Below are 14126 nucleotides of genomic sequence, written 5' to 3' on the forward strand. Positions count from 1 at the left end.
CGGTTTGGAGGGCGAAAACGTCAGTCGGACATTTTTAAGACCCGGGAAATGCTGCCAGAACACTGAAAGGATCCTCCTTGTGGAGGACGCAACAGGACAACAGTACATTTCTTAACGCAGGCTTAAGCTCCAGGTAATATGGAACGGATAGCTTTGAACGGAAGCCCGTTTTTATTTTGACGGTAAATAATAATATCTTTATACAAGCGGCTATAAAACAATAAAGCATGAAACGCAAGGAGTTTTTGAAATGGGCCACTCCGGCCTTTTTATTACTGGCAAACGGGAATATCGCCCGCGCAGGAGAGCAGATGGATGCACTGATGAAAAAGAAAAAACGGGTCCGGTTTGCCATTGCCTCCGACATTCATTACGGACAGCCCGGCACCGATTATGACAATTATATAAAGAAGGCTGTTGCACGCATCAATGAAGAGCATGCCGGCAACCCCTTTGATTTCTGTATGCTCAATGGTGATATCGTGCACAATGACCCCGTACATTATCCGGCCGTTAAAGATCGCATCGGGCAATTGAAGATGAAGTATTATGTAACGCCCGGAAACCATGATATGGTGACCCCGGAGCATTGGGAACGCATCTGGAACCGGCCGGTAAACTATGACTTTACGGTAAACGGAACGGCATTCCTTGCCGGCACCACTTCCAACGAAAAAGGGGAATACATCTGCCCCGATCTGAAATGGATGGAGGAGCGGCTGGAAGCGCACAAACGGGCAAAGAATATTTTTGTGATCGTTCATATCAACCCTGCCAAACTGACCACACACGGGATCGACTGCCCCGAATTCCTGGCGTTGCTAAAGCGGTATAAGAATGTGCGGGCTGTTTTTAACGGACATGATCATGACGAGGACGGCATCAAGAAAAAAGGGGAGATCCCTTTTGTTTTTGATGCGCATGTGGGGGGCGACTGGGGTACGGCCTACCGGGGGTTCCGGGTGGTGGAACTGCTGGAAGATGAAACGGTGCTGACCTATGTACTGAACCCGGATTCGAAAATAAACAACGCAACCCTGTAACGGCTGATGCCGGCCGGTTGCCAGTTCCCGGGGCAGTATCGATGTCGTCAATATCCTGAAGATAAATGATAAAGTAAGCAAGGTCAGAAAGGGGATCCTTGCTGCCACGGCGGGTCCGCCGGATCTTAATGTGGTCCGCGCCAGGAATCATCGGGACGGGTGACTTCCCGGCAGCCTCAAAATATACAATAAACAAAAAAACCGCCCGGATGGGGCGGTTCTGATACACAGATCTATTTCGATTAATGGTGGTGATGCTGGTGCTCACTTACCATTTTAGAAAAATCTTCAACACTGATGGTGGTTGCCTTGGGTTTTATTTTTGTTTCTGCCCATTCAAATACCTTCTGCGATTGCAGGCGGTTGTAAGCATCCTCTACATATTTCCGGTCCTTCATCATACGGCCGATATAATCATTTACCCAGGGCTGGTCGTCGGTCATGCCCATTGCACCTCCCATGTACTGGAAGAGTTGCTGACGGGCAAAATCCCTGATCTCATCCGGTGCCACCTGGATCCCGTTGTCGGTAACGATTTTTTCGGTGATAAGGGTCCATTTCAGCTGGTTCAGGAAAGAAGGCATCTCTGCTTCGATCTGTTCCGGGGTTTTGGCCGGCTGTGGCTCGCCGCCTTCCTGGGGCTGGTTGTTCTGTGTTGTCAGCCAATTCTTAAGGAAGGCCTCAGGGAATTCGATCTTGGTATCATCCACCAGTTTGTGAAACAGCTGGTCGTGGATCTGGTTGCGGCTTTGCGCTGCCCAGTAGTTATAGATCTCATCTTTTACCTTGGTTCTGAATGCTTCTTCTGTAGTTACATCTCCGGCGGGATAGAGCTGGGTAAAGAAAGCTTCATCCAGTGCTCTTTTTTCCAGCAGACCAACTTTTGTGATCTCCAGTTTAAAGGTCTTGTCTTTTGTGGCAGCTTCCTCTTTATTCAATCCCAGGTCCTGGGCAATAAAATCCAGTTCCTTCTCTTCAAAAGCCGTTCCCAGCTGGATCTGGATGCTGTCTCCGGTTTTTTTGCCGTTCAGTTCCTTGCGTACCGCCGGTGCGAAATATTTTACCAGTAAGGAATTGTCCTTTTTGATACCGTTCTCGATCTCATTGCCTTCGGCATCGGTTTCGGTAAATGTTACGTTCACTACATTGTCGTCCGCCTCAACGGTTTCCTTGTCGGTCATGTTGCCATACCGGTTCTGAAGCCGCTCTACTTCTTCGTTTATCATCTCATCGGTGATATCGATGTTATAGCCGGTGATATCGGTTTTCGCCAGATCCAGCATTTTAAAATCCGGCTTTAAACCGATCTCAAAATGAAAGTCGTAATCACCGGGATTGTTGGCATCCAGTCTGGACATATCGTTTTCCAGCGGCAGCGGCTGGGCGAAGATGTTCACTTTGTTCGTGTCCAGGTAACCCAGTACCTCTTTATCAATGGAACGCAACACCTCATCCATAAAAAGAGAAGGTCCGTACATTTTCTTTATTAAACCTGCGGGGACTTTTCCGGGGCGGAAGCCGGGGATATTGGCTTTCTTGCTGTACTCTTTCAGTGATTTCTCAAATCCGGGCAAATAGTCGGCTTTTTCCAGCTTTACGCTGAGTTTTTCGTGAAGAGGGCCAATTTTTTCTTGTGTAATCGTAGCCATTTGTTTGTTTAATGTTTAAAAGCCCAAAGTCTAAGGTTATCAACTTTAAACTTTAAACCTCAAACCTCAAACTTGTGAAGTCCGGATGAAGGGACTCGAACCCCCACACCTTGCGGCATCAGATCCTAAGTCTGACGTGTCTACCAATTTCACCACATCCGGATAAGAACTTTATTTCGGGCTGCAAATGTAGTACATTCTCGCTTAAAAAATCAGATTTTCCGGCAACAATCCGGATTTTTTGTCGGCGTTGTAAAAGCCGGTTTATAACAGGAGTTACCGGCCATTGAAACCCTGTAAGAACCAGCACTTTATCACATAAAAAAGGTGCCCGATGGAAAAATCTGTAATTTTAGCGGGAGGAATGCATGTTCAAAGCAATAAAAGGAAGAGGAGTGTGCCTAATATTACATGAAAACCGTAGAGCAAAAACCTAAATATAGTCTTAACGAAGAGCAGGAGAAAAAACTGATTTTAAGGGAATACCGTTCCTTACTGCGTGCCCTTAAAGATAAAATAAAGCCGGGAGATAAGGACATTCTCCGCCGGGCTTTTGAAATGGCCGCGGATGCGCACAGCAGTATGCGCCGCAAAAGCGGTGAACCTTATATTCTGCATCCGATTGCAGTGGCAAAGATCTGTGTGGAAGAGATCGGCCTCGGCGTGCGCTCCACGGTTTGTGCGCTGCTGCACGATACGGTGGAAGATACGGATATAACGTTGCAGGATATTGAACGGGAGTTCGGATCGGAGATCGCGCGCATTGTGGACGGACTGACCAAAATATCCAATGTTATTGACTCTTCTGCCTCACAACAGGCGGAAAATTTTAAGAAGATCCTTCTTACCCTTACGGATGACCCGAGGGTGATCCTGATAAAGCTCGCCGACCGCCTGAACAACATGCGGACGCTGGACAGCATGAAGCGGGAAAAGCAACTGAAGATCGCTTCGGAGACCGTTTATATTTTTGCGCCGCTGGCCCACCGGATGGGATTGTACAGCATTAAAACGGAGCTGGAAGATCTGGCCATGAAATACCTGGAGCCGGATACCTATAAAGAGATTGCCAAGAAGCTGGCCGAAACCAGACGCGACCGGACCCGTTATATCAATGAGTTTATAAAGCCCATCAAGGAAAAGCTGGAGAAAAATACATTTGATTTTGAAATATACGGCCGCCCGAAAAACATCCATTCCATCTGGAACAAAATGAAAAAAAAGGGCGTGACGTTTGAGGAAGTGTATGATCTTTTTGCCATCCGAATCATCCTGAACTCGCCGCCCGAGCGGGAGAAAGAGGATTGCTGGAAGGTGTATTCCCTGATCACCGATGAATATACCCCTTCGATCGAACGGCTGCGCGACTGGGTAAGCAATCCGAAGTCGAACGGATATGAGGCGCTGCACACTACGGTAATGGGCCCCCGCGGAAAATGGGTGGAAGTGCAGATCCGTACAAAACGGATGAACGAGATTGCCGAGAAAGGACTGGCGGCTCACTGGAAATACAAGGAGGGCAGCGCTAATGAGAACCGGTTCGACAAATGGTTCCAGCAGATCCGCGAAGTGCTGTACAACCAGGATGCCGATAGTGTCGATTTCCTGCAGGATTTCAAAATGAGCTTCCTTACGGAAGAGATCTATATTTACACTCCTAAAGGCGATATTAAAATGCTGCCGGTAGGCAGTACGGCGCTGGATTTTGCCTTTGCCATCCATACCGCCATCGGGGCCAAAACCATCGGGGCAAAGGTCAATCATAAACTGGTCCCCATCAGCTATAAACTGCGGAGTGGTGACCAGGTGGAGATCATCACCAGTAACAAGCAAACCCCCTCCGAAGACTGGCTGTCATTTGTTGTTACGGCCAAGGCCAAAGCCAAGGTAAAAGAAGCGCTGAAAGAGGAAAAGAAAAAAGTGGCGGATGAGGGCCGCTATACCATCCAGCGGAAGCTGGAAGGCATGGGAGTGTCCATGCAACAGGCCAACCTCGATGAGCTGGTTCAGTTTTATAAACTGCATTCCAACCTGGAACTGTTCTACCAGGTAGCCATCAAGAATATCGACCTCCGGGAATTAAAAGAGTTCAAGGTGATCGGGGACCGGATCGAATATCCGCGGCCCGTCAAGATCGTACAGGAAAACAAGATCGAAAGTCATACACCGGCATCCAGCAGTAATAAACAGGATACCGAACTGATCATCTTTGGCGAGAGCAGTGATAAGATCATGTACCACCTGGCCAATTGCTGCAAACCCATTCCGGGGGATGACGTTTTTGGTTTTATCACCACGGGGAAAGGACTGGCGATACACCGCACCAACTGCCCGAACGCGCCCAAGCTGCTGGCCAACTACGGCCACCGGATCGTAAAAACCAAGTGGGCCAAGAACAAGGAGATCTCCTTCCTCACCGGTGTTCGGATCATCGGTATGGATGACGTGGGCGTGGTAAGCAAGATCACCAGCCTCATCTCCGCAGAGCTGAAAATAAATATTGCGGCACTTACCATCGAAGCATCTGAAGGCCTGTTCGAGGGGAATATCAAAGTATATGTGCACGATAAGGAAGAGCTGGATGAGCTGGTGAACCGGCTGAAGGACCTCAGCGGGATTGAATCGGTAGAGCGCTATGACACGGAGGATCTCCCCGGAAATGCCGCCGCGCAAAAGTAACTGCCGCTAACAGCTATTAGCTTTTCCTGAGGGCCGAACACCGGAAGGGATCCCCTGTTATCCATGACAGGGTCTGCCGGAAGCAGGCAAGCGGAACGAAAAGAATAACGAGGTTTTAAACTTTCAAACTTTTCAATTTTTCATCCTCCAATCCTCTATTTTTGTAGCTTTAAGAATCGTTAATAAAAAGTTCATAATGATAGATGTTATTCTGGGTCTGCAATGGGGCGATGAAGGTAAAGGCAAAATTGTAGATTTTTTTGCAAAGGACTATGATGTCGTTGCACGTTTTCAGGGCGGGCCCAATGCCGGCCACACGCTTTACAGGAATGGTGAAAAGCTGGTGCTCCGCCAGATCCCTTCCGGGATCTTTAATGAAGGGAAGATCAACCTGATCGGGAACGGTGTGGTCCTGGATCCGATCTCATTGGAAAAAGAATGCGAGCAGCTTACAAAATTTGAAGGAGATCTTAAAAAGAACCTTTATGTCTCCGAGCGGACGAATCTGATCATTCCCACACACCGTGCGCTGGACAAGGCTTCCGAGCAGGCAAAGGGAAACAGCAAGATCGGCTCCACTTTAAAAGGGATCAGTCCTGCCTATATGGATAAAACCGGAAGGAACGCATTACGGGTAGGCGATATCCTGAATCCCGATTTCAGGAACATGTATGAAGCGTTAAAAGAGAAGCATTATGTGATGCTGAACTCTTACGGCTTTGATGAAGACATCAGCCAGGATGAGGCCGACTTTTTCAGGGCCATCGATTTTCTGAAAACACTGAACATTGTAAATGGGGAATATTTTATCAACAAACTGCTGAAGGAAGGCAAAAAAGTACTGGCAGAAGGTGCCCAGGGCAGCATGCTGGATGTGGATTTCGGCACCTTCCCGTTTGTAACCTCTTCCAATACCATATCTGCCGGCGTGTGCAGCGGATTGGGCGTAGCACCGCAATATATAAAAGAAGTGATCGGTATCACCAAGGCGTACTGTACCCGCGTGGGAAGTGGTCCGTTCCCGTCGGAGCTTGAAAATGAAGACGGTCAGCGGCTGCGCGATATCGGTAAGGAATACGGCGCTGTTACCGGCCGTCCCCGCCGCTGTGGCTGGATCGACCTGGTGGCACTGAATTTCGCCTGTATGATCAATGGGGTTACCCAGCTGGTAATGACCAAGGCGGATGTACTGGATCATTTTGAAAAACTGGAAGTCTGCAGCGCCTATACTGTTGACGGAAAAGAGATAAGGGAAGTGCCGCTGCGCCTGGACCTGGTACCGTTCCAGCCTAAATTTGAAGCATTTGATGGCTGGCATACCGACATCTCAAAAGCGTCGTCTTTTGATACCCTGCCGGAGAAAATGAAAAACTATATTAACTTTATCAATGAATATCTCGGCGTGCCGGTAAAGTACATTTCCAATGGTCCGGAGCGGGAGCAGCTGATCACTGTTTGATTCGTAAAAAATCAGTTTAAAAATTTGGAGAATTAAAAACTTCGATTAAAATTTACACTTTCAATTATAGTTTTTATTTAGGTTATGGCAAAATCAAATAAGTCAACGGGAACAGACAAGAAGACAAGCGCAGGGAATGCGCCTGCAGACAAGGCTTCCTCAAAGGCGAAAAAGAAAGAGGACGAATTAGAAGAAGATGATGATCTTTACGAAGAAGATGACGAAGCTCCGAAGAGTAAAAAAGGAAAGGCTTCAAAGGACGATGATGATGAGGATGATGACGATTTTGAAGAGGATGACGAATGGGAAAAAGTTGAAGAAGAGGAAGACTGGGATAAGGATTTTGAAGAATTCGATATTCCGAAGTCCAAGTCAAAATCCAGTGATGGCAAGGGTAAGAAATCCTATGATGAGGACGAGGAGGATTTTAAGCCGGATGAAGAATTTGATGACCTGTTTGGGAATAACGATGATGATTTTGACGACGACGATGACTTCAGATAAGGTCAACGTGATTTTAATACAACGCATTGGATAATGAACTGACAGCAGGGGTCGATTTTCCGTTATATGACACCGTCTTAGTAAAGGCAAAAGTGTTAAACTGGTTGAAACAGTTTAACACTTTTTGTTTTCTGGATTCCTGCAGTATGCCGGGGCAGGATATCGAATTTCTTGCAGGCGCCGGCATCCGCAATGCCCTGCAGCTTACAGCATCGGATCCGCTTACGGTATTCGACCGGTTTTTAAAAGATGGCGGAAGATGGCTCTTCGGGCACTGGAATTATGAACTGCCCGGGGGCGGCAGCGGACAAAAAGAACAGGATCCCGGAAAGCGTTTGTTTCCGGAGGCTTTTTTCTTTGAACCCGAATGGCTGATCATTGCCCGGAAGGACCGTCTTTGGATACAGGGCCCCCGGCCGGAACAGTTATATGCTGCACTGATGAATACGGAGGTGCCGGATCCGGAGCGGACACAGCTGCAGCAGCCTGTCCGTTCGGAAGTCAGCCGGGAGGAATACCTGGAAACCATACGACGGCTTCAGGAGCACCTGCATCGTGGTGATTGCTATGAGATCAATTATTGCATCGGCTTTTTTGCGGAAGCAGCGGCTATTGATCCGTTCGACGTGTACCGGCGGCTCTCCCGTTACTCTCCCAACCCCTTCTCCGGCTTATACCGGCTAAAAGATCAGTGGCTGATCTGTGCCAGCCCTGAACGGTTTTTAAAAAAAGAAGGCCCTTTGCTCATCAGTCAGCCGATCAAGGGTACACTTAAAAGAAACGCAGTAACCGCCGGCGACCTGGAAGCGGAACAACGGCAGCTTTTTGAAAGCAAGAAGGACCGGGCGGAAAATGTAATGATCGTGGACCTGGTTCGTAATGATCTTTCGCGTATTTGTGAGGAAAGCAGCGTTAAAGTAGATGAGTTATTTGGTATTTACAGTTTTCCGCAGGTACATCAGATGATCTCCACGATTTCGGGAAAAGTGAACGCATCGGTTGACATGAGCGGGATCTTGGCGGCTACATTCCCCATGGGCTCCATGACCGGTGCTCCCAAGGTGCGTGTGCAGCAGCTGATCGATCAGTATGAGAAATCGGCCCGGGGCATTTTTTCCGGGGCCGTCGGATATATCCGGCCCGACGGCGATTTTGATTTTAATGTGGTCATCCGGAGTATCATGTACAATGCCTCCTCCGGGTACCTTTCCTATAAGGTAGGATCGGGGATCACCATCTACAGCGATCCGGAACAGGAATGGGAAGAGTGCCTGTTAAAAGCTGCCGCTATCCGGGCGGTGCTGGAAGGCAAGGGCTAAATGAGCGACCTGCCGTACAGCCTGCAGTCATTATTGAATGATATTTCTTTTAGTAACGATTTCCTTCAAGCCGCTTTACCGCCTGCAGAAAAGCTTCCCGGTAAGATTCGCTGAGCGGAAGCTCTGTGGAGCCGATGTAGATCAGGTCTCTTTTTATGACGGTTATTTTATCGAGGGCAACCAGGTAGGATTTATGTGTCCGGGCAAAAGCCCCGCCGGGCAGTTTTTCTTCCATTGATTTTATGGTCATTCTTGTAAGGACCGGTTTGGGATCAGTATCCAGATGGATCTTTATATAGTCCTTCAGTCCTTCGATATAGGTAATGGCCGCGATCGTTACTTTTACCAGTGTGTATTCCACATTTACAAACAGGTGCTGTGCGGGTGGTTCCCCGCCGGGAGATTTTGTTTTTTTTAACTGGTGCAGTTCCAGTGCGCGGTTACAGGCCTTTAAGATCCGCTCGAAGCTGAAAGGTTTCAGAATATAGTCGACCACATTCAGCTCAAATCCCTGCAGCGCATATTTTTCATATGCCGTAACCATAATGACCATCGGGGGATGCTCCAGGGCGCTGAGGAACTGGATGCCGCTGATCCCGGGCATCTGGATATCCATAAACAATAGATCAATGGAATCGGTCTGCAGGTACTGCGACAGCTCCAGTGCATTCTTACACGTGCGCACTACTTCAATAAAAGGGATCTGGTTCAGATTATCCAGCAACAGTTCGCGGATGAGGGGCTCATCGTCTACAATTATGGTTCGGATCATACCAGGTCAAGTTTTAAACAAACATGAAATATATTATCCTCCCGGTTGATCTTTAATTCGTGCTTTCCGGGATACAACAGCTCCAGCCGGGAAATTACATTTTTTAATCCTACCCCGGAATGCGCATCGTTTGTGCCGGCCTGCTGTACCGGAATACTGTTCCACACTTCAAAATACAGGATGTTCTTTATAAGCTCGAGCCGGATCTTTATAAATGCAGCGGCTTCCTGCACGGCGCTGTGTTTAAATGCATTTTCAACAAACGGGATCAGCAGCATGGGCTCGATCACGTGGTGTCCGTCTGCGGCTTCAATATGGTCGTCGATCTGCAGATCAGCGCCAAAGCGCATCCGTTGTAATGAGATATAGCTTTTCAGGTGTTCCGTTTCGCTTTCCAGTTTTACTTTCTGGCCTTGTGTATCGTATACGATGTAGCGCATAAACTCGGCAAGTGTGATCAGTGCCGGTTCCAGCTGTTCGGACCGTTTCCTTGCCAGTGCTACCAGGTTGGTCATTACATTAAAAAGAAAATGCGGACTGATCTGGGAACGGAGGAATTTCAGTTCGGTCATAAGCATGGTCGCTTCCTTTTCCCGTTGCTTCCGTTCAAACCGGATCCGGTCAATAACTTTCCGGAAAACGATACTGATGAACAATATGCCCACAGAAGGTGCAAAAGAAAAGCGGTAGATGCTGGGGTTCTGTAATAACTCCGGGTACCAGGTGCGCAGGATACAGAACTTCAATGCAAAGGACATCCCGGTAAGGCATATCGCAAAAAGGATATAAAGCGGCCAGCGCCTTTTTGTGAGAAATGACGGAACCAGGTAGAACGCATTTGTATAAAACAACAGCAGGTGAATGACACCAAATGCGGTAAAAAGCACCCCGGGCAAAAGCCCTACCTGGTATCCGTTACCGGCATCACCAATGAAATAGGGGAGCAGTAAAAGAGCGCTCCAGATCAGCACATGAAGTGCCCCGTTGATATGTTGTTTTTTGATGATCATGCCGGAAGAGCCGTCTGCAGACAACGATTAAAGCTACAAATTTTTAAATGACTTTCCCCTGGTTGTATCCCGGACTGTCGCCGGCCTTCAAATGAAAGGTTACCCCTCCCGCTACCAGTGTTGCGAACGGAGCCGCTTATGACAGTTCCGGAAGCGCATCCGGAACTGCCGGATCAGGTGGCGGTGATACAACCGGTTTGCCAGGCGGATCAGGTACTTCACGGGATGACTTTTATAGATCCTGCAGGATACCCTTATTCTGGAGCCCCTGTTCTTTTTCCCGGACCGGAAGCTGTCGGAGCTTCCGGTCCGGAAACGGATCACTGGTACGGGTTAGGGGAGCGGGTTTCCTTTATAGGTAACCGAATCGGTTTGGTGCTGCTGCCAGCAATGCCTGTTGTGGAAACCGGCATTGCCGTTCCTGAACCGGAAAAAGAAAATGTTTGACGCAATAAAGCCGACCAGTAACAGTATTGCAGCTACCCGGGCAAGGGTGGAAAGCGTTTTATTGGTGGCAAAGGATCCGAAAATATATCCGATGACCAGTACAAAACAGGCGATCAGGAGCAAACGGCTGATGATGAAAAGTGTAATAAACATAACTTTTGTTTTTAGGGGTTCGTAAAAACTACTCTCACAGTAAGCGTTCAAGTAGCATTGCAAAACAAAAGTAGACCGCCCGGGCTGCGATAATATTGCTGTGTAGACCAAGTCCGGAATTGTTGCGACGAAAAAGGTGCTGAGGAAAAGAACATCAGGACGCCGACGGTTCGGATCTGTAATAAGCGGCTGCAAAAAGAGGGATGGCGAGTAAGATAAACAGGAGGCTCACAGACAGCATGCCCGCGGTCATCATCAGGGCATAGCCGGCAAAGAAAAGCAGCAGCAGTATTTTTATGAAATGCCGGAGTGCCATTTGTTTTATAAAACTGATACTCACCAGCAGCAGTGGCGCCGAAACCGCATACAGCCCGAATGCAACGGCATTACTATGGCTGATAAAGACCGGGGAAAGCAGCTGCAACAATACGAGGTCCGGCATCAGGAGTACCATACAGCAGCCTGCATATACGAGAAAGCGTTCCGTGAGCCGCACAGGCAACCCTCTGTAGAAGGATAAATACTGATCTTCATATCTTCTGAGACGGTTGATAAATACACCATTAGCCAGTACACCAAAGCTGAAAAGCAAAAAAGTAAACCGGAGATCGTCCTGACCGGTCTCGTTATTCTTCAATACAAAGTACAGAAAGGTACATGTATATAGCTTGACACCCGTCCATGCTAATTTTTGGGTCTTGAAAACCGATCGGATAAGGATCGCTGCGTACCGGAAAGCGGTGCCGGGGAGCTTATCCGTCAGTCGCGTATGGAGCAGGAAGACCTTTCGCTCCGGGTGCTCCAGCAGCCAGACATGCCAGGCCGGCAGCAGCAGGCACAGTGCTGTAATAAAAAGAATGACAATAAAGGTGGCTGGGTACAGGTGCAGGAAAACCCCTTCCGTTATGACCAAAAGAATATAAAAGGTCATAGGCAGCAGCAGGATAAAGTTGGTAAAAAAGAAAAGGGAATAGCGGCTGTACCACGACCGGTTTTTGAAAATGGTCATAAACTGATAGGCGGGCTGCTGCAGGTGCTGGCTTATAAAAACAGCACATTTGCGGGCATAAAGGGTCCACAGTACCAATGCCGCAGCAAAGAACGGTTTGATGCTTAAGAGCGCTTTTATAAGCCCGTAATGATAACGGAAAAGCCCGGCGCCATCTACGGTTCCGATAATGAAAAAGAACAGGGTGAAAACGAAAACAAAAGTAGCTGCGTTCTCCCTGTAAAAGGGTTTTACGAACGACTTATAAAATATACGGAACACGGGCTTCAATGGGTTATGGTTTTGTTCTGTACCGTTAAAATGCGCATCCGGGGCAACAGCAGCTGCCCCGGTTCCTGGTGCGAGCTCAGGATAAATGTGGTGCCGGTTTCCCGGTGCCGTTCAAGGATCAGTTGCTCCAGCCGCCGGCAGGCAGCTGTATCTAAAGTGATAAAAGGCTCATCCAGCAAAACCAGGTCTGCCGGGCCTGTGAAGGCCAGTATTAAAGACAGCTTTTTTAGCATTCCTGCGGAATAGGTGCCCACTTTACCGGGAAGATAAGTGCCGGCATCAAAAAGGTGAACAAGCGCTTCTGTATCGGCAGGCGTTGCTTTCCGGACCTTCCGGTATAATGCGATCAGTTCCGACCCGGTTAAAAAATCCGGATACAACGGTTCCGCCTCGGCCCAGCTGACCTGTTGCCGGTAGGCGAAGGGCGCAGCTTTTTGCGAAATGCCGTTCAGCCGGATATCGCCGTCGAAGGGGATCAGCGCCGCCGCCATTTTTAAAAAGGTTGTTTTACCCGTACCGTTCGCTCCCTGTATCCAGTAGATACCCTTTGTGAGCTGAAGGGAGGAGCTGTCGAGTATAAGCTGCCGGTGATAGCGCTTTACAATATGTGTACATTCCAGCATGCAGTTATCATTCAAGTGCCACCGAAATTATCGAATTCTGTTGCTAAGGAATGTTAATGTTTTTTCATAAAAAAAGACCGCCCTGTCCGGACAGTCTTTTTTATCGAACCGTTTTTATTTTTAATTTCTGTATTCCGGGTTGATCAGCATCTGGATGGACTCATTCAGCATTTCATTTTTCTTTTCCAGGAAAAGATCTACTTTTTCTTCCGGAAGTTTCAACTGATAAGTGGAGTTGGATGCCAGTACTTTGTCGAGACTGGGGTTCAGCTTATTGAAGTCTGTTACGCTCATGTCGAGGTATTTGGCAATGGCTTTGGAATTAAAGCGTCCGCTGATGGTCTGTACCTTCACATTCTGCTGCGTGGACTCGTCCTTAACCGTCTTCATCATTGCCAGCGCCTGCTCGCGTGAAACGGTGGTTACGCCACCCTGGCCTTCCATGATGTAATGGGTGGCAATGAATTTTTTTACATGGTTGCGGCTTTCCGCAGGCAGGTAATACTGGAGGTCCCAGAAATCATTGCTTCCCGCTTTGTTGATTGCCGAATTTACACGGCCCGGTCCGCAGTTATACGCTGCTACAACCAGCAGCCAGTCGTTATAGATATTAAAGAGATAATTCAGGTATTTGCTGGCAGCCCTGGTGCTTTTCAGATAATCGGTCCGCTCATCCCTTCCGCGTGAAACGTTCAGTCCCAGTCCGCGTGCTGTTCCCGGCATAAATTGCCAGGGCCCCACGGCTCCGGCCCAGGAAACCAGGTTGGCACGCAGGTGTGATTCGATCACCGCCAGGTATTTTAATTCTTTGGGAATACCGTTCTGGGAAAGTACATCATCCATCATGTCAAAATAGGGGCGGGCCCATGTTTTGAGTTCATTCAGTTCCCGTGCATTCCGGTCGATATAGTCTTTAACAAAGCTGATCGCTTTGGGATTTAAATGTTCGGTTTTGATGCCTTTGAATGTAGCCGTTTTGAGCTCCGCTTTTTCAAAAAGATCTTTAAAGCCTGCTTTCGGATCAGCTTTAACCAGTTGCTCTTCGGGAGCAGCCGGTGCAGCGGCTGTTTCTTTTACAGGGCTCAGCTGTGCATGTGCAGCCGTAAGGGTACACAGGGACACCAGGGTGCTGCCGATGAAAACAGTCAACTTATTTCTGGTCATTATTTTTCTGTCGTGTTTTAATAAT

Annotated in this window: 13 protein-coding genes and 1 tRNA gene; 5 read left to right on the top strand and 9 right to left on the bottom strand. The window is 48.2% G+C overall.

The annotated features are described in order from the left end of the window. Positions 1–227: 227 nt before the first annotated feature. A complete protein-coding gene (locus K7B07_RS18160) occupies positions 228–1043 on the top strand; it encodes a metallophosphoesterase family protein (protein ID WP_223711949.1) in 816 nt (271 codons plus the stop codon). A 242-nt stretch (positions 1044–1285) separates the two neighbouring features. On the opposite strand, the gene tig is transcribed toward K7B07_RS18160, so the two are convergent. Both tig and K7B07_RS18170 read right to left on the bottom strand, forming a co-directional pair. Next, positions 1286–2692: a trigger factor gene (tig, locus tag K7B07_RS18165; RefSeq protein WP_223711950.1), complete on the bottom strand. Its 1407-nt coding sequence runs from the start codon at positions 2690–2692 to the stop codon at positions 1286–1288. 80 nt (positions 2693–2772) lie between these two features. Continuing rightward, positions 2773–2854 (bottom strand) — tRNA-Leu (locus K7B07_RS18170). 249 nt (positions 2855–3103) lie between these two features. Here K7B07_RS18170 and K7B07_RS18175 point away from each other — a divergent pair. From K7B07_RS18175 to K7B07_RS18190, 4 genes are all read left to right on the top strand, one after another. Continuing rightward, positions 3104–5371: a RelA/SpoT family protein gene (locus tag K7B07_RS18175; RefSeq protein WP_223711951.1), complete on the top strand. Its 2268-nt coding sequence runs from the start codon at positions 3104–3106 to the stop codon at positions 5369–5371. Between the two features lie 196 nt (positions 5372–5567). Continuing rightward, positions 5568–6830 carry an adenylosuccinate synthase gene (locus K7B07_RS18180; protein WP_223711952.1) on the top strand — a complete coding sequence of 421 codons (1263 nt, stop codon included), beginning with the start codon at positions 5568–5570 and terminating at the stop codon, positions 6828–6830. Positions 6831–6914: 84 nt separating this feature from the next. Beyond that, positions 6915–7334, top strand: a complete 420-nt coding sequence (locus K7B07_RS18185; RefSeq protein WP_223711953.1) for a hypothetical protein — start codon at positions 6915–6917, stop codon at positions 7332–7334. Positions 7335–7360: 26 nt separating this feature from the next. Continuing rightward, a complete protein-coding gene (locus tag K7B07_RS18190; protein ID WP_223711954.1) occupies positions 7361–8653 on the top strand; it encodes an anthranilate synthase component I family protein in 1293 nt (430 codons plus the stop codon). 49 nt (positions 8654–8702) lie between these two features. On the opposite strand, the gene K7B07_RS18195 is transcribed toward K7B07_RS18190, so the two are convergent. The 7 genes from K7B07_RS18195 to K7B07_RS18225 all read right to left on the bottom strand — a co-directional run bounded on the left by K7B07_RS18195 (position 8703) and on the right by K7B07_RS18225 (position 14101). Continuing rightward, positions 8703–9425: a LytR/AlgR family response regulator transcription factor gene (locus K7B07_RS18195; protein WP_223711955.1), complete on the bottom strand. Its 723-nt coding sequence runs from the start codon at positions 9423–9425 to the stop codon at positions 8703–8705. Next, positions 9422–10459, bottom strand: coding sequence for a sensor histidine kinase (locus K7B07_RS18200; protein ID WP_223711956.1), 1038 nt, complete (start codon positions 10457–10459; stop codon positions 9422–9424). Before K7B07_RS18200 ends, K7B07_RS18195 begins: the two co-directional genes overlap by 4 nt. Positions 10460–10546: 87 nt before the next feature. Then, positions 10547–10759, bottom strand: coding sequence for a hypothetical protein (locus K7B07_RS18205; protein ID WP_223711957.1), 213 nt, complete (start codon positions 10757–10759; stop codon positions 10547–10549). A gap of 9 nt (positions 10760–10768) precedes the next feature. Next, positions 10769–11035, bottom strand: coding sequence for a hypothetical protein (locus K7B07_RS18210; RefSeq protein WP_223711958.1), 267 nt, complete (start codon positions 11033–11035; stop codon positions 10769–10771). 154 nt (positions 11036–11189) lie between these two features. Then, positions 11190–12305 carry a hypothetical protein gene (locus tag K7B07_RS18215; RefSeq protein WP_223713920.1) on the bottom strand — a complete coding sequence of 372 codons (1116 nt, stop codon included), beginning with the start codon at positions 12303–12305 and terminating at the stop codon, positions 11190–11192. Positions 12306–12310: 5 nt separating this feature from the next. Next, positions 12311–12937, bottom strand: coding sequence for an ABC transporter ATP-binding protein (locus tag K7B07_RS18220; RefSeq protein WP_223711959.1), 627 nt, complete (start codon positions 12935–12937; stop codon positions 12311–12313). Between the two features lie 120 nt (positions 12938–13057). Continuing rightward, complete coding sequence (locus tag K7B07_RS18225) at positions 13058–14101, bottom strand: lytic transglycosylase domain-containing protein (protein ID WP_223711960.1); 1044 nt, start codon at positions 14099–14101, stop codon at positions 13058–13060. Between the last annotated feature and the right edge of the window lie 25 nt (positions 14102–14126).

It is taken from the genome of Niabella beijingensis (assembly GCF_020034665.1).
In the GTDB taxonomy this organism is placed as follows: Bacteria; Bacteroidota; Bacteroidia; order Chitinophagales; family Chitinophagaceae; genus Niabella; species Niabella beijingensis.